Origin of the sequence: Streptomyces fumanus (assembly GCF_014655295.1) — a bacterium.
Taxonomy (GTDB): domain Bacteria; phylum Actinomycetota; class Actinomycetes; order Streptomycetales; family Streptomycetaceae; genus Streptomyces; species Streptomyces fumanus.
Genome location: NZ_BNBI01000009.1, coordinates 46,727 through 70,243, shown reverse-complemented (window position 1 = coordinate 70,243; position 23,517 = coordinate 46,727). Strand labels below are relative to the sequence as shown.

The 23,517-nt window shown below is 71.9% G+C and carries 25 protein-coding genes; 22 read left to right on the top strand and 3 right to left on the bottom strand.

Going from position 1 to position 23,517, the window contains the following annotated elements; genetic code table 11:
• Positions 1–5: 5 nt before the first annotated feature.
• Complete coding sequence (locus IE316_RS20420; protein ID WP_190205873.1) at positions 6–1,337, bottom strand: M14 family metallopeptidase; 1,332 nt, start codon at positions 1,335–1,337, stop codon at positions 6–8.
• A 217-nt stretch (positions 1,338–1,554) separates the two neighbouring features.
• Between IE316_RS20420 and IE316_RS20415 the strand changes: the two genes are divergently transcribed.
• Positions 1,555–2,868 carry an Nramp family divalent metal transporter gene (locus IE316_RS20415; protein WP_190205872.1) on the top strand — a complete coding sequence of 438 codons (1,314 nt, stop codon included), beginning with the start codon at positions 1,555–1,557 and terminating at the stop codon, positions 2,866–2,868.
• Positions 2,869–2,883: 15 nt separating this feature from the next.
• Here IE316_RS20415 and IE316_RS20410 read toward each other — a convergent pair whose 3' ends face one another.
• Positions 2,884–4,581: a chitinase gene (locus IE316_RS20410; RefSeq protein ID WP_190205871.1), complete on the bottom strand. Its 1,698-nt coding sequence runs from the start codon at positions 4,579–4,581 to the stop codon at positions 2,884–2,886.
• Positions 4,582–4,971: 390 nt separating this feature from the next.
• Here IE316_RS20410 and IE316_RS20405 point away from each other — a divergent pair, with 390 nt between their 5' ends.
• The 17 genes from IE316_RS20405 to IE316_RS20325 all read left to right on the top strand — a co-directional run bounded on the left by IE316_RS20405 (position 4,972) and on the right by IE316_RS20325 (position 19,010).
• Positions 4,972–5,868: a hypothetical protein gene (locus IE316_RS20405; protein ID WP_229910488.1), complete on the top strand. Its 897-nt coding sequence runs from the start codon at positions 4,972–4,974 to the stop codon at positions 5,866–5,868.
• A gap of 51 nt (positions 5,869–5,919) precedes the next feature.
• Entirely contained in the window at positions 5,920–6,627 is a 708-nt protein-coding gene (cpaB, locus tag IE316_RS20400) for a Flp pilus assembly protein CpaB (protein WP_190205870.1), read from the top strand.
• Positions 6,628–6,634: 7 nt separating this feature from the next.
• Entirely contained in the window at positions 6,635–7,891 is a 1,257-nt protein-coding gene (locus IE316_RS20395; RefSeq protein ID WP_190205869.1) for a CpaE/TadZ family protein, read from the top strand.
• 245 nt (positions 7,892–8,136) lie between these two features.
• On the top strand, positions 8,137–8,466 hold the full coding sequence (locus IE316_RS20390; protein ID WP_229910487.1) for a pilus assembly protein: 330 nt from the start codon (positions 8,137–8,139) through the stop codon (positions 8,464–8,466).
• A gap of 1 nt (position 8,467) precedes the next feature.
• Positions 8,468–8,830 carry a TadE/TadG family type IV pilus assembly protein gene (locus IE316_RS20385; protein WP_190205868.1) on the top strand — a complete coding sequence of 121 codons (363 nt, stop codon included), beginning with the start codon at positions 8,468–8,470 and terminating at the stop codon, positions 8,828–8,830.
• An 18-nt stretch (positions 8,831–8,848) separates the two neighbouring features.
• Positions 8,849–10,186, top strand: coding sequence for a TadA family conjugal transfer-associated ATPase (locus tag IE316_RS20380; protein WP_190205867.1), 1,338 nt, complete (start codon positions 8,849–8,851; stop codon positions 10,184–10,186).
• 10 nt (positions 10,187–10,196) lie between these two features.
• Entirely contained in the window at positions 10,197–11,141 is a 945-nt protein-coding gene (locus tag IE316_RS20375; protein ID WP_190205866.1) for a type II secretion system F family protein, read from the top strand.
• Positions 11,142–11,151: 10 nt separating this feature from the next.
• The gene (locus IE316_RS20370; protein ID WP_190205865.1) at positions 11,152–12,039 is read left to right on the top strand and encodes a DUF5936 domain-containing protein; all 888 of its coding nucleotides are present in this window, start codon (positions 11,152–11,154) and stop codon (positions 12,037–12,039) included.
• A gap of 121 nt (positions 12,040–12,160) precedes the next feature.
• Positions 12,161–13,534, top strand: a complete 1,374-nt coding sequence (locus tag IE316_RS20365) for a sensor histidine kinase (protein WP_190206165.1) — start codon at positions 12,161–12,163, stop codon at positions 13,532–13,534.
• Positions 13,531–14,346 carry a response regulator transcription factor gene (locus IE316_RS20360; RefSeq protein ID WP_190205864.1) on the top strand — a complete coding sequence of 272 codons (816 nt, stop codon included), beginning with the start codon at positions 13,531–13,533 and terminating at the stop codon, positions 14,344–14,346. The genes IE316_RS20365 and IE316_RS20360 overlap by 4 nt, the downstream gene beginning before the upstream one ends.
• A gap of 120 nt (positions 14,347–14,466) precedes the next feature.
• Positions 14,467–14,640: a Flp family type IVb pilin gene (locus IE316_RS20355; RefSeq protein ID WP_190205863.1), complete on the top strand. Its 174-nt coding sequence runs from the start codon at positions 14,467–14,469 to the stop codon at positions 14,638–14,640.
• Positions 14,637–15,236, top strand: a complete 600-nt coding sequence (locus tag IE316_RS20350; protein WP_190206164.1) for a pilus assembly protein TadG-related protein — start codon at positions 14,637–14,639, stop codon at positions 15,234–15,236. Before IE316_RS20355 ends, IE316_RS20350 begins: the two co-directional genes overlap by 4 nt.
• A gap of 34 nt (positions 15,237–15,270) precedes the next feature.
• On the top strand, positions 15,271–15,849 hold the full coding sequence (locus IE316_RS20345) for a hypothetical protein (protein ID WP_190205862.1): 579 nt from the start codon (positions 15,271–15,273) through the stop codon (positions 15,847–15,849).
• 8 nt (positions 15,850–15,857) lie between these two features.
• Positions 15,858–16,484 (top strand): OmpA family protein, encoded by a 627-nt coding sequence (locus IE316_RS20340; RefSeq protein WP_190205861.1) that lies wholly within the window; start codon positions 15,858–15,860, stop codon positions 16,482–16,484.
• Between the two features lie 59 nt (positions 16,485–16,543).
• Positions 16,544–17,248 (top strand): hypothetical protein, encoded by a 705-nt coding sequence (locus IE316_RS20335; RefSeq protein ID WP_190205860.1) that lies wholly within the window; start codon positions 16,544–16,546, stop codon positions 17,246–17,248.
• Positions 17,236–18,267, top strand: coding sequence for a hypothetical protein (locus IE316_RS20330; protein ID WP_190205859.1), 1,032 nt, complete (start codon positions 17,236–17,238; stop codon positions 18,265–18,267). The genes IE316_RS20335 and IE316_RS20330 overlap by 13 nt, the downstream gene beginning before the upstream one ends.
• Positions 18,268–18,338: 71 nt before the next feature.
• On the top strand, positions 18,339–19,010 hold the full coding sequence (locus IE316_RS20325; protein ID WP_229910486.1) for a hypothetical protein: 672 nt from the start codon (positions 18,339–18,341) through the stop codon (positions 19,008–19,010).
• A 29-nt stretch (positions 19,011–19,039) separates the two neighbouring features.
• Here the strand turns inward: IE316_RS20325 and IE316_RS20320 are convergent, their stop codons facing one another.
• On the bottom strand, positions 19,040–19,420 hold the full coding sequence (locus tag IE316_RS20320) for a DUF192 domain-containing protein (RefSeq protein WP_190205858.1): 381 nt from the start codon (positions 19,418–19,420) through the stop codon (positions 19,040–19,042).
• 216 nt (positions 19,421–19,636) lie between these two features.
• Between IE316_RS20320 and IE316_RS20315 the strand changes: the two genes are divergently transcribed.
• The 4 genes from IE316_RS20315 (at position 19,637) to IE316_RS20300 (ending at position 23,193) form a co-directional block, all read left to right on the top strand.
• Entirely contained in the window at positions 19,637–20,290 is a 654-nt protein-coding gene (locus IE316_RS20315; protein WP_190205857.1) for a hypothetical protein, read from the top strand.
• Positions 20,291–20,331: 41 nt separating this feature from the next.
• Positions 20,332–21,318, top strand: coding sequence for a hypothetical protein (locus IE316_RS20310; RefSeq protein ID WP_190206162.1), 987 nt, complete (start codon positions 20,332–20,334; stop codon positions 21,316–21,318).
• Between the two features lie 154 nt (positions 21,319–21,472).
• Complete coding sequence (locus IE316_RS20305) at positions 21,473–22,345, top strand: LLM class flavin-dependent oxidoreductase (protein ID WP_190205856.1); 873 nt, start codon at positions 21,473–21,475, stop codon at positions 22,343–22,345.
• Positions 22,346–22,410: 65 nt separating this feature from the next.
• On the top strand, positions 22,411–23,193 hold the full coding sequence (locus IE316_RS20300; RefSeq protein ID WP_190205855.1) for a methyltransferase domain-containing protein: 783 nt from the start codon (positions 22,411–22,413) through the stop codon (positions 23,191–23,193).
• Positions 23,194–23,517 lie beyond the last annotated feature (324 nt).

Genomic DNA, 23,517 nt, shown 5'->3' with positions numbered 1-23,517 from the left:
GCCCGTCAGGAGCAGTACTGCGCCTGCTTCCCGATCGACCGGTACATGCAGTCCGCGTTCTCCAGGAGCTGGAGCACCGCGTCCCGGTTGCGCGAGGTCTCCCGCTCGATCACCTCGTCGGGCGGGTAGAAGCCGCCGCCCGAGCTGGACGTCGGGTACATCTCGAAGGTGTACCCGAAGATCTTCTGGTTGCCCCACAGCCAGTCGTCGATCGAGCCGTCGGTGATGTACAGGTCGCTGGACTGCTCGGGCGTGTAGCCGTTGCTCGCGGCCATCTTCTGGCCGATGGCCGCGAAGGCGTTGCGGTCGTCGGCCGTCATCCCGGTCGTGGTGTCGGCGGTGGTGTAGCCGAACGGCCAGAGCACCAGCTCGCTGTACGTGTGGAAGTCGATGCCCGCCTTGATCTGCTGGACGCCCCCGACCACCCGGCTGCGCACGAAGTCCGCGACCACCTTCACCTCGGGCGCCGACTCGGGCCCGGAGCCGCGGTAGGTCTCGGAGGACGGCGTGCCGGAGGAGCCGCCGCAGCAGCCCCAGCGGTAGTTCCAGTTGCGGTTGAGGTCGGTGCCGACGGCGGTGGAGCCGGAGTTGGGCTGGCGGTTCTTGCGCCAGGAGCGGTAGGAGCCGGTCGCGATGTCGTACTCGCCGCCGTCCGGGTTGAGGTCGGGGACGATCCAGATCTCACGGCCGTTGACCATGTTGGTGACCCGGGAGTCGGAGCCGTACCCCGCGCCCAGTTCCCGGATGAGGTAGAGGGCCATCTCCACGGTCAGGTGCTCGCGCGCGTGCTGGTGGTGGGTGAAGAGCACCTCGGGCTCGGCCTCGTCCGACGCCACATTGTCGCTGATCTTGACGGCGACGATGTCCCGGCCCTGGTACGACTTGCCGATCACCCGCTTGCTCATGATGCCGGGGTACGCCGCGATCCGGGCGTCGATCTCCGCGTTCATCTCGGCGTAGTTGTGGTAGCGCGAGTCGGCGGAGGGGAAGTCGTACAGCCGCAGGTCGTCGCCCTGGGTGCGGTCGGGCACCGCGTTCGCCGGGGTGACGTCGTAGCCGAGCCGCTTCAGCCGCGCGGCCTGGTCGGCGCGGCCGGAGACCCAGACCGAGTGCTCGTCGGCGGAGTCCACGGTGACGCCGGCCCGCAGCAGCGCCGTGCGCGACGCCGGGTCCGAGCGCATGTGCACCTCGTACTGGCGGATGTCGTCGGCCGAGGGCGCGCTCTTCCCGCCGCTGTCGGCGGTGGCGGTGAGCGGGGCGCCCAGGGCGAGGGCGAGGACGGTGACGAGGGCGGCACGGCGTCTGCCGCTGCGGATGCCTCGTGAGCCTAGTCGCATGAAGTCTCCTGGTCGGTCTCCGGCTTCCGGGATCTCCGGGAGCGGGGGAGTGGAGCGGGGGGTGGTTCAGCGACGCGCTGTGCGGATGTGGCGCTCATCGTCTTCTCATGGCATGACCCGGTCAAGAGGGAGTCGGGTGCCAGTGCGCGGATCGCGCCCGTCCTCTGCGCCGCACGCCCTCTTGTGCCGGGGTGCTTTTCACGCTTTCTTGATCCGCATGGCGGACATCACGGACACCACCGCTGCGGGCCCGGCCACCCCGGCGCCCCGCAGGTCGAGCTGGACGTACATCGGCCCCGGCATCGTCGTCGCGGCGACCGGGGTCGGGGCCGGCGACCTGGTCGCCACCCTGATCGCGGGCGGCAGCTTCGGCTACACCCTGCTGTGGGCGGCCGTCATCGGCTGCCTGGTCAAGATCTCCCTGGCCGAGGCGGCGGGCCGCTGGCACCTGTCCACCGGCCGCACCCTGTTCGAGGGCTGGGCCAGCCTCGGCCGCTGGACCACCTGGTTCTTCGCCGTCTACGTCGTGGTCTGGGGCTACGTCTACGGCGCCGCGGCGATGTCGTCCAGCGCGCTGCCGCTCCAGGCGCTGTTCCCGGACGTGATGGACCTGAAGTGGTGGGGCGTGGCCTGCGGCGTGGTCGGCCTGGTCTTCGTCTGGTTCAACAAGTACGCCGTCTTCGAGAAGGTCATGACCGTCCTGGTCGGCGTCATGTTCGTGGTCACCGTCTACCTGGCGGTCCGGGTCACCCCCCATCTGGGCGACGCCGTCGCCGGGCTGCTCCCGGTGCTGCCCGACGAGAAGGACTCCGTGCTCAACACCCTGGGCCTGATCGGCGGCGTCGGCGGCACCATCACGCTGGCCGCGTACGGCTACTGGGTCAACGCCAAGGGATGGACCGACGCGGGCTGGATGAAGGTGATGCGGCTGGACAACCGGGTCGCCTACCTCACCACCGGCGTCTTCGTCATCGCCATGCTCTTCGTCGGCGCCGAGCTGCTGCACAGCGCGGGCATCGCCATCGCCAGCGGCGACCAGGGGCTGGTCCAGCTCAGCGACATCCTGGAGGACCGGTACGGCACGGCCACCGCCAAGTTCTTCCTGATCGGCTTCTTCGCCACCTCCTTCACCTCCCTGATCGGCGTCTGGCACGGGGTCAGTCTGATGTTCGCCGACTTCGTGTCCCGGCTGCGGGCCGGCACCGGGGCGGCGACGGGCGAGAAGGTCGCCACCGGTGAACGCGAACGCTCCTGGCCGTTCCGCGTCTACCTGCTCTGGCTGACCTTCCCGCCCGTCGTGCTGCTCTTCCAGGGCCAGCCCTTCCGGCTGGTCATCATCTACGGCGTGCTGGGCGCGGCCTTCCTGCCCTTCCTCGCCCTGACCCTGATCTGGCTGCTCAACACCTCCCGTACGCCCCGCGAGTGGCGCAACGGGTACCTGAGCAACGGCATGCTGGGCATCGCCGGACTGCTCTTCCTGGTGCTGTGCGTCAAGCAGATCTGGGACCAGCCCTGGTCGGAGTTCTTCTGACCCCGCACCCGTCCGCTACGGCAGGGCGTGCACGTGCGGCCCCACCGCGCTGGACCACGCGTTGCCCGCCGTGGCGTCCCAGTTGGTGGACCAGGTCATCGCGCCGCGCAGGTCGGGGTACGCCTTGGCCGGCTTGAAGGTGCCGCAGTTGGTCAGCCGGGTCAGGCAGTCCAGCGCGTTGTTGACCACCGCCGGGGAGACGTACCCGCTGCCCGCGCCCCGGGTCGAGGCGGGCACCCCGATGCCGACCTGGGAGGGGGCCAGCCCGCCCTCCAGTTGGATGCAGGCCAGGGCGGTCAGGAAGTCCACCGTGCCCTGGCTGTAGACCTTGCCGTCGCAGCCCAGCATCGAACCGCTGTTGTAGTACTGCATGTTGACGACCGTGAGGATGTCCTTGACGTTCAGCGCGGTGCGGAAGTACGAGCCGGACGTGGACTGCATGTCGATGGTCTGCGGCGCCATGGTGAGCACCATGGACGGGCCCGCCTTGGCGGACAGGGCGCGCAGGGCCTGGGTCATGTAGGTCGGGTTGAGGCCGTTCTCCAGGTCGATGTCGACGCCGTCGAAGCCGTAGGTCTGCATCAGGGAGTAGACGGAGTTGGCGAAGTTGGTCGCCGAGGTCGCGTCGTTGACGGAGACCGTGCCCTTCTCGCCGCCGACCGAGATGATCACCTTCTTGCCGGCCGCCTGTTTGGCCTTGATGTCGGCCTTGAACTGGTCGACGGTGTAGCCGTTCAGCCCGGCCGAGTCGAGGTTGAAGGTGACCGCGCCCGGCGTCGTGGTCGCGTCGGCGAAGGCGACGGCGATGATGTCGTACTGGGCGGGCACGTCGGAGAGCTTCTGGACGGCCGCCCCGTTGTTGAAGTTCTGCCAGTAGCCCGTCACGGCGTGCCGGGGCACCGACCCGTTCCCGCCGCCGTCCCCGGAGGGCGCCGTCCGCGCGCTGACCGCCGCCGACTTCGGCGACTCACCGGCCGCGTTGGACGCCGTCACCTGGAAGGAGTACGAGGTGGCGGCCGCCAGCCCGGTCACCGTCGCGGAGGTGCCGCTGACCGCCGTGACCTTCGTACCGTCCCGGTAGACGGTGTAGCCGGTGGCGCCGGAGACCGCGTTCCAGGCCAGCGAGACCGAGGAGGACGTGGTGCCCGTGACGCTCAGGCCGGCCGGGGCGGCCGGGACCGTCGGACCGGGGCCGGAGCCGCCGCCCCCGTCCGGGCCGAACACGGAGACGTCGTCGGCGAGATAGGCGGCCTGCCCGTACCAGCCGTGGGTGTAGACCGTCACCGAGGTCGTCGACGCGCCCGTGCGGAAGGTCGTCGACAGTTGCTTCCAGGAGGCGGAGTCCGGCGTCCAGGTCGACACGTCCGTGGTGCCGGTCCCGGTCACGCCGAGATAGGCGTACCCGCCCTGCACCCAGGCGCTGAGCGTGTACGAGGAGTTGGGCGCGACCGCGACCGTCTGGCTGCACCGGGCGTTGTCCTGCCCGGCCGGGGTCGCCTTCAGCGCCGCCGAGCCGCCGTGCACCGGCGAGGAGACGGTCGTACCGGTGGAGCCGGAACAGGTCCAGTCGCTCAGACCGGACTCGAAACCGGCGTTGCGCGCGTTGTTGACGTCCGCCGCCGATGCGGGGCCGGTGCTCACGCCGGTGAGGACGAGGGCGGCGGTGACGGCCGCCGACCACAAGCCGGCGCGGCGTCTGCGTACGGGGTCCACTGGGGCCTCCGGTGGGGAGTAAGGGGGGACGAAGACGGTGGCCACCGTTGGAGGACAAAGGTGGTCCAGACCAATTGCGAAGTCAAGGGGTTGGTACGGACCAACCCTCGGGCCACCCCTCGGACCATCCCTCGGGTCAACCCCGCGCGTGCCCGGGGGAGTGGCGGTCCGGGCGGGCTTCCGCGCCGCCCGGCAGATGACCGGCAGCCGCTCGACCTGACCCGGTTTGCCGTGAGTTGTGCGACCGAAGTTCCCGGACGGCTGCCCAAACGCTGTTCTCCGGTCACAGGCCCGTGGATACAGTGCTGAGGTAGTCACGCAGTGAAGTCATCCGGGTGTGCCGGAGTAACGCCGGCAGACCTCCGGGCTGGGGGAGACGGGGAGCCGCGCGTGCCAACTGCCATCGCCGTGACCAGTGCCGACCTGGCGCTGCCGCCGCTCGACGAACGGACCATGCCCGCGACGGTCCTGGAGGACATCGCCGACCGCCCGCTGGACCAGGCCCTCACCCAGCTCCAGCACCTCATCGACCAGCACGGACACGTGATCGTGGTGTGCGCGGGGAGCGTCTCCGCCGCGGTGCGCCGGCGCCTGCACACCGTACGCTCCCTGCTGGAGACCGACCGCGTCGCCCTGTTCGAACCGCCGCTGCCCCCGCTCGGCCTGGCCGTGCTGGCCCGCCAGTTACGCCAGTTGGCCTCCTGCGACCTCGGCCCCGGCGTGCTCGCCTCGGCCGGCCGGCTGCTGGTGCACTACCTCCACTGCGGGGCGCTCCTCGGCTCCGTCGCCCGCCTGGACCGGGTCCCCGTGGACCTCACCTCGCACGCCCGGTCCTGGGTGCCGGGCAGCCGGTTCGCCGTCCTCGCCCACCCCGAACCGCGGCTCGTCCGGCTCGGCCCGGACACCACCCTGCCCGGCCCGGAGTTCGGCACCTGGATGCTGGTCGCCAAGGGCCAGATGCCCGCCGACTGGGTCACCGCCACCCTCGCCCCCGCCTGGAACGTCCTCGGGCTGCGCGAGACCCCGCTGCCCGCCGACTCCGCCGACTGGTGGGGCACCGGCAAGCTCACCGAGTTCTGCGCCTTCCTGCCCGACCTGTCGGTGCTCTACCAGTTGGTGACCTCCGTACGCCGGGCCCGCTGCCACTGGTGCGGCATCGACGTCATCGGCGACCGCTGCGTCTTCTGCTCCGCCACCCCGCCGGACTCCGGGGAACGCCCCCGGCACGCCCGCGAACTGCCCGAGGGCCGCCGCCCGGCCGCCCCGCACCGCTCCCTGACCACCTGACCCCGCCCGCCCCTCCGTCCGCGCTCGACCGATATCGAGGTTCTCCGGTCCATGAACTCCCGTCAGCGCCGCGGCATCATCCTGCTGATCCTGTCGGTCCTGTGCGCCCTCGGCGCCTTCGCCGGCGTGCTCTCCGTCGTCAGCGACGTCAAGTCCAAGGTCGGCCCCGAGGTCACCGCGTACCGGCTGAGGACGAACGTGGCGCCCTACACACCGCTCAGCACGGACCAGTTCGAGAAGATCGAGATGCCCGAGCGGTGGCTGTCCGAGAACGCGGTCACCGACCTCGACCAGGTCCGCGGCAAGATCGCCGTGACCACCCTGCGCAGCGGCTCGCTGCTCCAGAGCGACATGGTCGTCGACCAGCCCGCCCTCCGCCCCGGCCAGCAGGAGGTCGCCATCATGGTCGACGCGGCGACCGGCGTGGCCGGCAAGATCACCCCGGGCTCCACCGTCAACGTCTACGCCACCTTCGAGGGCGAACGCGACGGCGACCCCGACCAGTCGAAGATCATCGTCACCAACGCCCGGGTCCTCGACGTCGGCAAGCTCACCCCCCTCGAACCGCGCGACGACGACCGCGCCCGGCGGACCACCGAGGCCGTCCCGATCACCTTCGCGCTGTCCACCCTCGACGCCCAGCGCATCACCTACGCCGAGTCGTTCGCCCAGCGGGTCCGGCTCGCGCTGGTCGCACCGGGCGGCGGCACCGCGGTCCCCGAGCAGGACCGGACGTACGAACTCGCGAAGGACAAGTGAGAACCGGATGCCCACCAGGATCCTCCCGGCGGTCGGTGACGCGGACGCGGTCCGGTCCCTCACCACCCTGCTCAGCCAGCTCCCGGACGCCGAACCGGTCGCCCCGGTCACCGACTCCACCCAGCTCATCGACACCCTCGCCCGGCTCGCCGCCGAGTCCGTCGACGAACTGCCCGAGGTCGTCGTCGTGCACGAGCGGATCGGCCCCGTCCCCGCCCTGGAACTGATCCGCGAGGTCGCCCTGCGCTTCCCCGCCGTCGGCGTCATCCTCGTCACCTCCGACGCCGGCCCCGGCCTCTTCCAGGCCGCCATGGACTACGGCGCCCGCGGCCTGGTCGCCCTGCCGCTCGGCTACGAGGAACTCGCCAGCCGCGTCCAGGCCGTCGCCCAGTGGTCGGTGGGCGTCCGCCGCCACCTGGGCGCCGCCGGCGACGTGTTCACCGGCGCCGGCGGCACCGTCGTCACCGTCAGCGGCGCCAAGGGCGGCGTCGGCGCCACCGTCACCGCCGTCCAGTTGGCCCTCGCCGCCCAGGCGTCCGGCCGCCCCACCGCCCTCCTCGACCTCGACCTGCAGACCGGGGACGTCGCCTCCTACCTCGACGTCCAGTTCCGCCGCTCGGTACTGGACCTCGCCGCCATCACCGACATCTCCCCGCGCGTCCTCGCCGACGCCGTCTTCCGGCACGACAGCGGCCTCGCCCTGCTGCTCGCCCCCGCCGAGGGCGAACGCGGCGAGGACGTCACCGACCGCTCCGCCCGGCAGATCGTCAGCGCCCTGCGCTCCCGGTACGAGGTCGTCGTCGTGGACTGCGGCGCCCAGATGGGCGGGGCCGGCGCCGCGGCCGTCGAGATGGCCGACACGGCCCTGCTGGTCACCACCCCCGACGTGGTCGCCGTCCGGGGCGCCAAACGCGCGGTGCGGATGTGGGACCGACTCCAGATCCGCAAGGCCGAGGAGACCACCGTGGTCGTCAACCGGCACACCCGGGGTACGGAGATCCAGCCCCCGCTGATCCAGAAGATCACCGGCACGGCCGTCGCCGCCACCACCGTCCCCGCCCACTTCAAGGAACTCCAGGCCGCCGTGGACGCGGGCCGGCTGCACGAACTGGACGGCCGGAGCACGGTCCGCCAGGCCCTGTGGGCCCTCGCCGCCGAACTCGGCCTGGTCGACCACCCCGGCACCAACCGCAGGACCGGCCGCCGCTTCCGGGGCGAGCGGGGCCCGGTGGGGGCGCGGCGACGGAAGGACGGGGCGGGATGAGCGGGTTACGCGGCCGGGACGGGGGGACGGCCTCAGGGGGCCGGTACGGGGGGACGGCCTCACGCGGCCTGTACCGGGGGACGGCCTCACGCGGCCGATACCGGGGGGCGGCCTCACGCGTCCGATACCGGGGGACTGCCTTACGCGGTCACCATCGGGACGGATGCCGGGGCCGGGGCCGGGGCCGGGGCTCGGGCGGGCACCGCGACCGCGACCGCGGCCAGGTCACCATCGAGTTCCTGGGCATGACCCCCACCATCATCGCCACGCTGGTCGTGCTGTGGCAGCTCGTGCTCGTGGGATACACGTTCACCCTCGCGGGGAATGCTGCGGACGAGGCGGTACGCGCCGCGACGGCGGCCTCGCCGGGGGAGCGGCAGGGCGCCTGCCGGGCCGCCGGCGTCGACAAGCTGCCGGGCGCGTGGGAGGGGAGCGCCGACGTGGACTGCGGCACCGGGGGCGGCTATGTCACCGCCGACGTGGGCATCGACGTCCCGATCCTCTTCCCCGGCACGGTCAGCTTCCCGTTCGAGGTGCACGGCCACGCGGGCGCCGTCGAGGAGGAGGACGACTGAGATGCCGTACCCCTCGCGCGGGCGCCGCCGGGACCGGGGCCAGGTCGCCCTCGAGTACCTCGGCTTCCTGCCGGTCCTGATCGTCGTCGCGATGGCCGCCGTACAGCTCGGCCTGATCGCCTACACCGCCCAGCAGGCCGGCACCGCCGCCCGGGCCGGCGCCCGCAGCGCCTCCCTCGACGGCAGCGCCCAGGAGGCGTGCGCGACCGCGGTCAGCGACTGGCTGGCCGACGGCACCTCCTGCCCGTCCTCCTACGGCGGCGACGAGGTGACGGTCACCGCCACCGTCGACATCCCCTCTATCGTCCCCGGCTGGGACTTCGGGGACGCCACCAGGACCGCCACCATGCCGCTGGACCACTGACCGAGGAGTACGGGACGCATGAGCCTGCGCGCACGCATCCACTCCCCCGAGGAGCACGCCGGCCGGGGCGGGGACGGCCACCTGGTCGCCTCCTACCGGGCCAAGCTCCTGGAGGAGATCGACCTCGCGGAGATGAGCAGCCTGGCCGCCGCCGAGCGCCGGGCCCGGCTGGAACGCGTCCTCGGGCACATCATCAGCCGCGAGGGCCCGGTCCTGTCCACCGTCGAACGGTCCCAGTTGATCCGCCGGGTGGTCGACGAGGCCCTCGGCCTCGGCATCCTGGAACCGCTGCTGGAGGACGCCTCCATCACCGAGATCATGGTCAACGGCCCCGACGCGATCTTCGTGGAGCGCGGCGGCCGGGTCGAGCAACTGCCCCTGCGGTTCGCCTCCGACGACCAGCTCATGCAGACCATCGAGCGCATCGTCTCCACGGTCAACCGCCGCGTCGACGAGTCCAACCCGATGGTCGACGCCCGCCTGCCCTCCGGCGAACGCGTCAACGTCATCGTCCCGCCGCTCTCCCTGACCGGCCCCACCCTCACCATCCGGCGCTTCCCGCGCTCCTTCACCCTCCAGGAGCTGATCGGCCTCGGCTCGCTCGACGAGCACATGCTGTACCTGCTCGCCGGGCTGGTGCAGGCGCGCTTCAACATCATCGTCTCGGGCGCCACCGGCACCGGCAAGACGACCCTGCTCAACGCCCTGTCCGGGCTGATCCCCGAGTCCGAGCGGATCATCACCATCGAGGACTCCGCCGAACTCCAGCTCCAGCAGGGGCACGTCATCCGCCTGGAGTCCCGCCCGCCGAACGTCGAGGGACAGGGCCGGGTCACCATCCGCGACTTGGTCCGCAACTCCCTGCGGATGCGCCCCGACCGCATCGTGGTCGGCGAGGTCCGCGGCGGCGAGTCCCTGGACATGCTCCAGGCCATGTCGACCGGCCACGACGGCTCGCTCGCCACCGTCCACGCCAACAGCGCCGAGGACGCCCTGATGCGGTTGCAGACCCTGGCCTCCATGTCCGACGTGGAGATCCCGTTCGCCGCCCTGCACGACCAGATCAACAGCTCCGTCGACGTCATCGTCCAGTTGACCCGCTTCGCCGACGGCGCCCGCCGCATCACCGAGATCGCCCTGCTGGCCAGCCACGGCGGCGAGCCCTACCGCCTGGCCACCGTCGCCCGCTTCAACGCCCAGCCGATGGCCGCCGACGGCCGGATCTACGGCGCCTTCGAGTACTTCCCGCTGCCGCGCCGCACCGCCGACCGCCTCTACATGGCGAGCCAGCCCATCCCGCAGGCGTTCGGCGTCGCCCAGTCCGCGGCCCAGTTGGCCACCCGAGAAGCCAGGTAGGAACCGACCGATGGAACTGTCCACGCTCGCCCGGGTCACCACCGGCATCACCCTGCTGACCTGCGTCTTGGCCGTCGCCGGCGTGCACTCCTACGCCGCCGGGCGGGCCCAGCGCCAGGCCCTCGTCGACCGCCTCACCGCCGCCGGCCACGTCCCCGGCACCGGCCGGCGCCGGCGCTTCCCCGGCCTGGACCGCAGGCTGCGCCGGACGCGACTCGGCAAGAAGCTCGAACTCCGGCTCGCCGCCACCGGCCTGGACGTCACCCCGGGCGAGTTCTTCGTCTATATGCTCGCCGCCGTCACCGGCCTCTGGCTGATCGGCCAGGCCGCCCTCGCCCCCTTCTTCGGCCCCCTCGCCGGAGGGCTGGGCATCGCGGTCGCCGTGCAGTTCCTCAACTGGCAGCGGCAGAAACGCATCGAGAAGTTCATCAACCAGCTCCCCGAACTCGCCCGCATCCTCGCCAACGCCACCCAGGCCGGCCTCGCCCTGCGCACCGCGGTCTCCATGGCCGCCGAGGAACTGGAGGCCCCCGCCGGCGAGGAGCTCGGCAAGGTCGCCGCCCAGTTGGCCGTCGGCGCCTCCATGGACGAGGCCCTCGGCGAACTCGCCGACCGCCTGCCCTCCCGGGAACTCGTCGTCCTGGTCACCACCCTCGTCCTGTCCAACCGGGCCGGCGGCCAGGTGGTCAGCGCGCTGCGCAACCTCACCGAGACCCTGGATGAGCGCAAGGAGACCCGCCGCGAGATCCGCACCCAGTTGTCCCAGGTCAACATGACCTCGTACGCCGTCCCCGTGCTCGGCGTCGGCTCCCTGCTGCTGATGAACGGGGTCAAGGACGGCGCCCTGGAGCGCATGACGGGCTCCCCGGCCGGCCAGGCGGCGGTGCTCGTCGCCTTCGCCCTCTACGCCGTCGGCTTCGTCCTCATCCGCCGCCTGTCCCGCATCGACGTCTGAGGAGCCGGTCATGGGTCTGCTGCTCGCCCTGCTGATGGGCCTGGGCGTCTACGGCGCCTTCGCCGGGCTGCGGATGTACCGCGCCGAGGCCAAGCTCCCCGGCGACCTCGCCCTCGCCCTGGAGGTCGGCGCCACCCGCACCGGCGCCGTCGACTCCCTCGTCGACCGGCTCGGCATGCGGTACGCCCCCGCCGTGCTGCGCCTGATGGGCCCCGCCCTGGTCGCCAAGTACCGCCGCCGCATCGACCTCGCGGGCAACCCCGGGGGCCTGACCATCGACCGGTACGCCGCCCGCCGCGCCGTCTACGGCTTCCTCGGCGTCCTCGGCTTCCTGGTCTTCCTGCTGCGCGGCCAGTTCCTGGTCGCGCTGCTCCTGCTGGCCTTCGGCGCGTTCTGGACGGAGGTCGGCATCTGGTCGGCGATCCGCGTCCGCAAGGACGAGATCGAGCGCACCCTCCCCGACTTCCTCGACGTCCTCGCCGTCGTGGTCAGCGCGGGCCTCGGCTTCCGCCAGGCGCTGGACCGCGTCGCCACCCGCTACGAGGGCCCCTGGGCCGACGAACTGCGCATCACCCTGCGCCAGATGGACCTCGGCATGAGCCGCCGCCAGGCGTTCGCGGAGCTGCGCCGCCGCAACGACTCCGAGCAGGTCGCCATGTTCGTCACCGCCCTCCAGCAGGGCGAGGAACTGGGCGCGCCGATCGTCGACACCCTCGTCTCGCTGGCCAAGGACATGCGCCGCACGGACGCCCAGAACGCCCGCCGCAAGGCCGCGCGGGCCGTCCCCAAGGCCACGATGATGATCACCACGTTCATGGTCCCGGCCACGATGATCCTCCTCGGCGCGGGCCTGATCCTCGGCTCGGGCACGGACTTCGGCTCCCTCACGGGGGAGTAGCGGACCGGCACGACCTCGTACGACCAGTCAGTCAGCACGGGACCGGGGAGCAGGGGAGGACGGCATGACGACGAAACGCCCCGCGACGCGGCCGCCGACGCCGACGCCGACGCCGACGCCGATGCCGCAGTCCGCGTCGGCACCACAGTCCGCGTCGGCGCCCCAGCCCCCGGCCCTGCCACCCGTACCCGCATCCCCATCCGCATCCGCATCCGTACCCTCGGCCTCACCCTCACCCTCGCCCTCACCCCCGGCACTGGCCCTCCAGGTGAACGCCCTCCAGGCCCTCTGCCGGCAGGTCTTCGGCTTCCGGCTGGCGATGATCGCCGTAGCCGCCCCGGCGGCGCTCCTCAACGCGGGCCCCGGCCTGGGCGTCCGGCTGGTCGGCGCGGCGGTGGTCGTCACCTTCATGGGCTCGTACGTCCTGTTCCGCGACTGGGAACGCTTCGGCCCCCTCCTCCTGCGCCACCCCACCCTGCTGGCCGCGGACACCCTCTTCGGCGCCCTGCTGCTGGTCTCGGCCGGCCCGGACACCACCCTCGCCTACGTCAGCGTCTGCACCCCGCTGCTGGCCGGCCTGGTGTACGACTGGCGCGGCGCGGCCGTCTTCGCCTGCCTCCAGTCGCTGATCCTGGTGGTCGTCCAGGCCGCGCTCGCCGCCCCCCACCGCGGCCTGGCGGAGTCGCTGCTGCTCCCGGGCCTGTGCGTGGTCGCCGGAGCCGTGGGCTCCAGCCTGCGCAAGCTGCTGCTCCGCTTCGGCGCGGCCACCCGGGCCCTCACCGAGGTCCAGGCCCGGCTGGCGGTCACGGAGGCGATCGGCGCGGAACGCGCCCGGCTGGCGCGGGAGCTGCACGACTCGGTCGCCAAGACCCTGCACGGCGTCGCGCTGGCCGCGGACGCCCTGGCGGCGACGGCGGCCACCGGCCCCGCCGACCCGGAGGCGACGCGGCGGCGGGCGGAGCTGGTCGCCCGTGCCGCCCGCCGGGCCGCCGCCGAGTCCCGCGAACTCCTGGCCGACCTGCGCCGGGAGTCGGACCCGGACCAGGGCACGGACGTACTGGCCGAACTGGCCGCGCGGACGGCGGACTTCAGCGCCCGCACGGGCCTGCCCACCACGTACCACCCCTTACGGGGGACCCCCGCGCCCCCCGTCCCCCCGGCGGTGGCCCGCCAGCTCCTCACCATTACGGCGGAGGCGATGGACAACGCCCACCGCCACGCCGCCGCGTCCCGCGTGGAGGTCCGCGCGGGCGTCCAGGGCGACCGGCTCCGGATCAGCGTCTACGACGACGGCCGCGGCCTGCCGCCCGGCACCAGCCTGGAACACCTGCGCCGCACCGGCCACTTCGGCCTCGTCGGCATGGTCGAACGCGCCGCCTCGGTAGGCGCCCGCATCCGCATCGGACGCGGCGACCACGCCCGGGGCACCGAGGTCCGCCTGGACCTCCCGCTGGCGGCGCTGACCCCCCACGCAGGACAGGAGACCCCCCGATGACCTGGGACCGCCACCCCGCCCCGCCGCTGCCACCGCCCCCGGCACCGCCCCCGCCGCTGCGCGTCGTGGTGGCCGACGACAACCCGGTCGTCCGCGCGGGCCTGACCGCCCTGCTCTCCGGCCGCCCCGGCATCACGGTCGTCGCCGAGGCCGCCGACGGCCGCGCGGCCTGCGAGGCGGCCGGCCTGCACCGCCCGGACGTGGTCCTGCTGGACGTCCGGATGCCCGGCGTGGACGGCCTCTCGGCCCTGCCCTACCTGGTGCGGATCGCCCCGGTGATGATGCTGACGTACAGCGGGGAGTCGGCGATCGTACGGGAGGCCCTGCGCCGGGGAGCGGGCGGCTACCTGGTCCACGGCGAGTTCACCGCCGACCAATTGATCACGGCGGTACGGGACATCCGCGTGGGCCGCCCCCACTTCACCCCCACCGCGGCGGAAGCGGTCCTGACCCAACTCCGCACCACCCCACCCCCCAACAATGCAACTGCACACACCACCCCGTACCCCCCACCCCCCAACGCCCGCCCAACCCCAACGAAATCCGCGACAATCCCCAAAGTGCTTTCGCGATTGCAACCACCTATGGCACAGTCGACCCCAAGGCGTCCCGAACCCCGACTGAGCGCGAGGGAGGCGGAGATCATGGACCTGATCGCGTCCGGCATGACCAACCAGCAGATCGCCGCCGCCTGCTTCATCAGCGAGAAGACGGTCAAGAACCACATCAACCGCATCTTCGCCAAGCTCCACAGCACCAGCCGCTCCGAGGCGGCCGCCAAATGGCTCGGCAACTGGGGTGACCCCCGATGACCCCCACCCACCCCTGGGCCTCCCGTTGGGCCCGCCTTTGGGCCCTGGGACCCTCCGGCCCCCACCCCTCCCGGCCCTACGGTGGCCTCACCGACCGCGACACCCCAGGAGGCGACCCCCATGACCAACTGGCACCCCCGCACCCCCACCGGCGACAAGGGCCAGACCGCGGTCGAGTACCTGGGCATCATCGCGGTGGTCGTCGCCATCGTCCTGGCCATCACGGGGACGGACATCGGGCAGTCGATCTACAACGCCATAACGGACAAGATCACCGAGGTGACCGGCGGCTGACGCGATCCAGCCGATACGGAGAGACCGGGCAGGCGTTCCCCATCTACATCACCGTGGTGGGGGGCCTGCTCTTTCTCGCGTTCGCCTATCTCGCGGTCGGCCAGGCGGCGGCGAACCGCAACGGCGCGCAGACGGCGGCGGACGCGGCGGCGCTGGCGGCGGCCCAGGACACCCGGGACCAACTCGGCGGCCTGTGGGCGCGGAACGTACTCGACCCGGCGCGCTGGCAGGACATCTTCGACGGGGTCGCCGCGGGGCTGGAGCCCTCCTGCCCGCGGGCGGAGGAGCTCGCCGCGCGGAACGACGCCGACGTGCTGTCGTGCGCCGCCGACGGCCCGCTGAGGTTCACGGTGGAGGTCCGCACCAACCGGAGCGTCGGGGAGTCCATCGTGCCCGGCACGGAGAACAAGCGGTCCCGGGCGTCCGCGACCGCCGTGATCGAGCCCCGGTGCGCCTTCGACCTCCCCGCTGACGAAGGGGAGGACAAGGTGCTGCCGGAGCTCACCTGTGACGACAGGGACTGGCGACTGGACCCCGAGGATCTGGAGGTCCTGCCGGATCCCGACGACCTCTTCGACGTCCACCTGGCCGACTGACAAGCGAACGACGAGGGATGAAGGAAGCGGAGTCATGAGCATGCGACGCACTACGAAGGCTCGCGGGGGGCTGGTCGCGCTGACCGTCGTGGCCGGCCTGACCCTCGGTGTGGCCGGCTGCGGTGGAGGCGGCGACGACGAGAAGCCGCATGCCTCGTCCTCCGCGTCCAAGGACCGGAGATCCGGACCGAGCACTCAGAACGGCCAGTCGGACACGCCTCTCGCCGAGCTGAGAGGCCCCGACGGACTGCTCCTCGCGATCACCTCGGCGGAACGCGACGCCGGCGGGTTCGTCACGGTCAGCGGCGACATGAAGAACGACGGCAGCAAGACCGTCAACGTCCCGGCGCAACTGAGCGGCAACGAGACCGAGATCATCCGCAACGGCAGGTCGCTCGGGGGCGCCACGCTGGTCGACTCCAAGGGCAAGAAGCGCTACTACGTGCTGCGCGACACCGACGGACGGCCCCTCACCACGACCAACTTCCCGGCGCTGAAGGCCGGCGAGTCGCTGCCCGTCTTCCTGCAGTTTCCCGCGCCGCCCACGGACACCAGCGAGGTGACCTTCCAACTTCCCATGTTCGCGGCCGCTCCCCTCACGATCTCCGGGTGAGGCCACCGATGACCCCCACGCGTCTGACGACGGTGCTCGGCACCTCCACCCTGCTGATCGCCACCCACCTGCTCGGCGTCACCTCCGCCCGAGCCGACGACTCCCCCAGCGTCCCCCCCGGCACCGAAGCCACCGCCACCGCCCCCGTAGAGGTCGACCCCAACGACCCGGACCTCAAACTTCCCGACGGCGCCACGCTCGCCGGGGCGAAGGTCCTGGACATCAAGTCGGTCGTGGAGGACGAGAGCGGTGACGAACGCCGCGAGGACACCAACTCGGACGTGAAGTTCGCCCTCCAGGCGGAGGTGCTGTTCGGCAAGGACAGCGCGCGGCTCAGCGGCGAGGCCCGGTCCCGCATCACCGGCATCGCCGAGGAGATCAGGACCCAGCACGCCACCCGGGTCCGCGTCTTCGGCTTCACCGACGACCTCGGCTCCTCCGCCCACGGCGACATCCTGTCCAAACGCCGCGCCAACGCCGTACACGACGTCCTCTCCGACCAACTCGACGACGCCGCCATCACCTACGAGGTCCGCGGCTACGGCGAGCAGTACCCCATCGCCGACAACTCCACGGAACCGGGCCGCAAGAAGAACCGCCGCGTGGAGGTCTCCTTCCCTCGCACGGACGACTGACCATCCGTGTCACAACCACGCACCCATCCCTCCTGCCCCCCTGGTTCCGGACCTCTCCGATGGATAACCTCACTTCGCTCAGGAGAAGCCTCGCCCCACCGGGAGCCACCGTGAACCGCCGCCCCACCCTGCTCGCAGCGCTCAGTCTGACCGCGGTCGCGGCACTGACGCTGTCCGCGTGCGGAAGCGACGACAGTCCCAGCGAGACCGACAAGATCGCCGGCGCTGACACGGCAGACAAACCGTCCGCGTCCCCGACCCCGTCCCGGTCCACCACGGCCGGCCGGCCGGAGATCACCCTTCCCTCGGACGCCAAGAACGTCTTCGAGGACCAGGAGACGGGCGACGCGACGAAGGACGCCGTCCTCGCGGACGCGGCGCTCAGCGTCAACTCCATCGACGAGGCGATCTTCGAAGGCAGCACGGGGACCGAGGCGCTGAAGTTCTACAACACCGGCAAGGCCCTGAGTTCGTCCATCACCTACGTGCAGCAGTACATCGACGGGAACGACACCTGGGTCGGCGAGACCCGGTACTTCGACCACAAGGTCACCCTGCGCGGCGACGACAAGGCGTACGTCACGTACTGCTCCGACGAGAGCAAGTCGTACATCAAGAACAAGAAGACCGGCAAGGTCGACCGGGACCCGGCCACCAAGGACAGTTACGTGCTCTACCACACGGCACTGACCAAGAACGGCGCGGGTGTCTGGCAGACCAATGACATCGCCTCCGAGCGGGGAGCCGAGGAATGCCAGCCCTGAGCAGGTCCACGCGCACACTGACCGTCCTCCTCCTCGCCTGCGTGTCCGTCTGCGTCACGCAGCAGGCCGCGTACGCCGGACGCGGCAAGTACGACGCCAACGCGGAGGTGCACCAGGACGCCGACTCCGGCCCCGACGGCAAGCTCTCCGTCACCGCCGGAGGCGTCGTCTTCGACCGTTCGCACAACGGCGGCGGCAGCTCCGCGGGCGCGCTGACGACCGCGAGCTCCTGGACCCCGCCGCCCTGCTGGTACGCCCCGATGTACACGCCGGAGCAGCTCCAGAAGCACCTGGAGCCCATCTGGGAGGCGGAGTCCACGGGCTACCAGTGGGACGCCGAGCAGCGCGAGAAGTACGACGCGGCCGACAAGGAGAAGGGCTTCCACAAGGACAAGTCCGGCAAGGGCTACTGGTGGGGCGCGTACGTCAACGAGTCGTACCCGCCGGGCTGGGACTCCTGCACCAAGGACTACTTCTGGGTCGACACCGGCGACGCCCCGCCCGCCGACATCCCGAACGCCGTCACCCCGGAGCTCCTCGCCGAACTCGCCTACGCCGAGATACGTGTCCCCGGCACCGAGGTGACCCTCGCCCCGGCGGAGGCCACCAAGGTCAACCTGCCGACCTGGGCATGGCTGGACGGCGCCCGGTTCAAGCCGGTCTCCGTCACCGCCTCCGTCCCCGTCCTCGGCATCGAGGCGACCGCGATCGCGGAACCGCGCGCCCTGGCCATCGACCCGGGCACCGCCGATGCCGAGACCTACCCCGCCTCCGGGACCTGCCCCTTCGGCAACGGCCGCATCGGCGAGCCCTACGCCAAGGGCAAGGCCGACGAGACCCCGCCCTGCGGCGTCAAGTACCTGCGTTCCTCGGGCGACGGCTCGTACCCGCTCAGAGCCACCGTCACCTGGAAGATCCGCTGGACCGGAACCGGCGGCGCGGGCGGCACCCTCCCCGACGGCACGTTCGGCGCCACCCAGGACGTGGTGGTCCAGGAGATCCAGGCCATCAACCGCTGACACCCACCCCCGGCCCCACCGACCCCACCCCACGACGGACCACCATCCCGCCCGAGAAAGACCATGCCCCTGTGGGAGCCCTCGTGACCCGCCGCCCGGCCTCGCTCACCGCGCTCGCGCTGACCGCCGTGGCGGCCCTGGGCCTGTCCCTGTCCGCGTGCGGCAGCGACGGCAGTCCCAGCGAGACCGACAGGACCGCCGGCGCTGACACGGGAGACAAACCGTCCGCGTCCCCGACCCCGTCCCAGTCCGTCGCGGACGGCCGGCCCGAGATCGAGCCGCCGTCCGACCTGTCCTACACCTTCGACTGGCCCAAGACGGGCGACCCGGAGAAGGACGCGGTCCTGGCCGACAGCGAGCAGTCCATCAAGGCCGTCGACCTGGCGATCGTCAACCAGGACGCGCTGGACAAGGCGTACCTCTACTACTACGAGGGTGAAGCCGCCGCCGGCACACAGAAGTTCATCCAGAACTACGTCGACCACAAGGCCGGCATCAGGGGCAGCTACCGTTTCTACGACCCCGAGGTGACCGTCGAGGACGACGGCACCGCGTCGTTGACCTACTGCGAGGACCAGGGCAAGGCGTTCGTGAAGTACCTCGACACCAACAAGGTCAAGAAGACCGAGGTCACCGCGGAGAGCTACGTCATTTACCACACCTCGCTCAAGAAGAACGCGGACGGTGTCTGGAAGGTCCAGAAGATCGTGTCCCAGATCGGAAGTGACAAGTGCCAGCCGTGACCGGGTGCCGCGTGCCCTCCCCGTATCGGTCACCGCTCCCCGCTGCCCGTCCCCTCCACCCGTACCCGGTCCCCCGCCCGTATCCCCCACCCGGCCATCGCCCCCGCCTCCGCCTCCAGTACGTGCCGGGCCCGCAGCCGGGGCCGGCCCAGACGGCCCGGCGGCATCGTCCGCACGGCGACGACCCTCAACCGGCGGTCCAGGTACGCCACGTCGATCGGCATCCGCATCCGGAAGGTGTGCACGCTGTTGGCCGGCGACAGCAGCATCGCCCCCTCAAGCCGCTCCCGCCCCAACAGCCCCCTGGTCCGCGCCCGATAGGAGGCCGCGATCTCCAGCCCCACCCGCACCTCCCCGGCGGCACCGAGCACCACCAGCACCCCCCGCCCGTCCCGCCACCGCCTCGTCACAGCACCGGCCTCCTCGCCCCTCCCACCCTTCCCCACCCCGCCCTCCAGCGAACCCCAGTCCGCTCCCCGCGCCGGGCCCACGACGTACGTACCGGAAGCGGCCGGGGTACGCGCACACCGCCCCCACGGCGAACCCGCTTCACCCTGGTGTCACCTCATCCCAGTGGATAGCGTTGCTCCGCTCGAGAGAAGCCCTGCCTCACCCGGGAGCCGACCGTGAACCGCCGCCCACCTCTGCTCGCCGCGCTCACGCTGACGGCCGCCGCGACCCTGACGTTGTCCGCGTGCGGCAGCGACGAGAGTCCCAGTGAGCCCGACCGGATCGCGGGCGCGGACACGGGAACCGGAGCCTCCCAGTCCCCGAGCCCGTCCCAGGCGCAGTCACCGGACCGGCCCGAGATCGCACTGCCCTCGGACCTGAAGCTCGTCTTCGAGGACACGGAGACCGGCGACCCGGTGAAGGACGCCGTGCTCGCCGACAGCGCTGAGCGCATGAGAGCCGTCGACGCCGCGATCACCGGGACGGACCCCAAGGGCGAGGCGCTCGGGTTCTACAACACGGGAAAGGCCCTGGAGGCGGCGCTGTCCTGGGTCGACCAGTTCAAAGAGGCGAACGCCACCCTGACGGGTGAAGCCCGGTACTACGACCGCGACGTCACGCTCAAGGGCGGGACCGCCGCCGTGCTTACCTTCTGCGCGGACGAGAGCAAGGGATTCAGCAAGGACAGGACGACCGGCAAGGTCGCCAAGACGCCGGTGACCAAGAACAGTTACGTCCTCTACAACACCCGGCTCGACAAGAACTCCGACGGTGTCTGGCAGACGTCGCAGATCATCTCGAAGAGAGGGGCGGCACAGTGCCTGCCGTGAGGAGGGCCCCGGCCTGCCTGGCGTCCGTCATCGCGGGAGCCATGGTCCTGGCCTCCGCTGCAGCGGCCCGCGCCGACTTCGTACCCGGGGGCGAGGGCACCGGATCCGAGACGCAGGTGAGCGGGGGACAGCACCAAGAGGTCATTTCCGCGACCGCCGGCGCCGTCGTCTTCGACCGTTCCCGCAACGGCTCCGGGAACTCGACCGGGCCGGTGGCCGCCGCTACGCATTGGCGGCCGCCCGCCTGTTACTACGCTCCGAAGTACACACCGGAGCAGCTCGAACGGACCCTGGAGCCGATCTGGGCCGCCGAGTCGACGGGCTACCAGTGGGACGCCGAACAGCGCGCCAAGTACGTCGAGGGTCACCCGTACAAGGACTTCAACAAGGACAAGGCCGGCGAGGGCTACTGGTGGGACTCGTACGTCACCCCCGGCCGGGAAGGTGATCCCGGAGCACTCGACTGCACCGAGGACATCTTCTGGGTGGGCACCGACGACGACCCGCCCGCCGACGTCCCGCAGGCGATCACTCCAGAAGTCCTCGCCCAGCTCGCCTACGCCGAGATCCGTGTCCCGGCCACTGAGGTGGACCTCGCTCCGGAGAACACCACGAAGGTGAACCTCCCGACCTGGGCCTGGCTCGACGGGGCGACGTTCAAGCCCGTGTCGGTGACCGCGTCCGTGCCCTTGCTGGGCATCCAGGCGACCACGACGGCCGAACCCGTCTCGGTGCGGATCGACCCGGGCACCGCGGACGCCGAGACCTATCCCGCCTCCGGGGTCTGCGAGCTGCGCGACGGCGGCATCGGGGAGCCGTACGCGAAGGGCCGGGCGGACGAGACCCCGCCCTGCGGCGCGAAGTACCTGCGCTCCTCCGGGGACGGCTCGTACCGGCTGAGGGCGACGGTCACCTGGAAGGTCCACTGGACCGGCACCGGCGTCGACGAGGAACGGTCGCTGCCCGACGGAGTCTTCGGCGGGGAGCAGGACGTCGTCGTACAGGAGATCCAGGCCGTCAACCGGTGAGCCGGGGCTGTGACGAGCGGCGACCGCCTCAGTCGTCGTGGAGCCGGACCGGGGGAAGCGGGCCGTCGGTCGAAGAGAGAGCGACCTGGGGAGGTGTCGTCGGCCGGGCGTAATGCTGTTGTCCCCGGCCCGGTGGCGCGGGTATGAAGATCCCATGACCGCACTCGGTGCCGTGTTCCGTCCTCAGCTCGCCCCCGAGCGGCTGCGTGCCGTGGCACGGGTCGCCGATGCGGTGGGGCTGGAGGAGTTGTGGCTGTGGGAGGACTGCTTCCGGGAAGGGGGGATCTCGGCGGCCGCCGCCGCGCTCGCGTGGACCGAGCGGGTGCGGGTCGGGGTCGGGCTGCTGCCCGTGCCGCTGCGGAACGTCGCCCTCACCGCGATGGAGGCGGCCACCCTGCACCGGATGTTCCCCGGCCGGGCCGTCCTCGGCGTCGGACACGGCGTGCAGGACTGGATGGGGCAGGTCGGGGCGCGGGTGGAGTCGCCGGTGACGTTGCTGCGGGAGCACCTCACCGCGCTGCGGGCCCTGCTGCGCGGGGAGCGGGTGACCACGCGGGGGCGTTACGTCCGTCTCGACGACGTCGGCCTGGACTGGCCGCCGGAGGGCCGGGTCGAGGTGCTGGCCGGCGCCACCGGGCCGCGGTCGCTGCGGCTCGCCGGTGAGGCGGCCGACGGCACGATCCTCACCTCGACCACCCCGGCCGACGGTGTACGGCGGGCCCGGGGGCTGATCGAGGAGGGGCGGGCGGCGGCCGGCCGTACCGAGCCGCACCCGGTCGTCGTCCATCTCCTCGCCGCCACCGGACCCGGCGCCGCCGACCGGCTCCGTGCCGAACTGGCCGCCGAGGGCGTCGACTCCGTACCCGGTCTCGGTGTCGCCGGGGACGCGGGCACCGTCGCGAAGGCCGTCGAACGCCTGGCCGAGGCCGGGGCCGACACCGTCATCCTCCAGCCGACCGGGGACGAGCCGGACCCCGAGGGGTTCGTGCGTTTCGCGGCGGAGGAGGTCCGGCCGCTGGTGGCCTGAGACGGCCGGTCCCCCCGACTCTTCAGCCCCCCGCCAGGGGCTTGCCCGAGAGGTTCCGTGAGTCAGTGACGTCCCGACACCGCCGTACCTTCGAGGACCTCGTCGCCGAAGGGGCCGCCGTGCCCACCGACGGGTGGGACTTCTCCTGGTTCGAGGGGCGGGCCAGCGAGGCGCGGCCGTCGTGGGGGTACGCGCGGGCGATGGCCGGGCGGCTCGCCGGGGCCGGGGCCGTGCTGGAGGTGGAGACCGGCGGCGGGGAAGTACTGGACTTCGCGCTGGGCGTCGCCCGGCGGCGGCCCCCGCTGGTGGTCGCCACCGAGGGCTGGGCGCCCAACGCCGCCAAGGCCACCGCCCTGCTCCGGCCGCGCGGCGTGCCCGTCGTCACGGTGGCTGAGGACGCGCCGCTGCCGTTCGCGGACGGCGCGTTCGACCTGGTCGTCAGCCGGCACCCCGTCAGGCCCCGGTGGGCCGAGATCGCCCGGGTGCTGGAACCGGGCGGCACGTACTTCGCCCAGCACGTCGGACCCGGCAGCGTCTTCGAACTGGTCGAGTTCTTCCTGGGACCGCAACCGCAGGCGAGCCGCGACGCGCGTCATCCCGACCGGGAACGGGCCGCCGCCGAGGCCGCCGGTCTCCAGGTCGTCGACCTCCGGGCGGAGCGGCTGCGGATGGAGTTCCACGACATCGGCGCCGTCGTCCACTTCCTGCGCAAGGTCGTGTGGATGGTCCCCGGGTTCACCGTCGAGGCGTACCGGGACCGGCTCCGGGCCCTGCACCAGCGGATCGAGGCGGAGGGCTGCTTCGTCGCGCACAGCACCCGGCATCTGTTCGACGCCCGCAAGGCGTGAGGGACGGTTTCCACATCGTTACCCCGTTTGGCTCGCCTGCGGTGCCCGGGCTCGCGTAAGTTCGGACCACTGCCATTCGCGTGAGCAAAGTCGCACGCGGGGGCACCGCGCGGTGGAGGGGGCCGCGCGGTGCCCGGTCACTTACGCGTCCACCGGTGGGGTCACCCGGTAGAGGGACACGGAGGCACTCGCCGCGCGGGGCCCGGCGCGCGCCGAATCCTCCGGAACACGCCCCATGTCATCCGGATCGCCTGGGAATCCGCTGTGATCCGGCCATGATTCCGGCATGAACGAGGGGTACGGGGGCCAGCGCGGTGTCGCCGG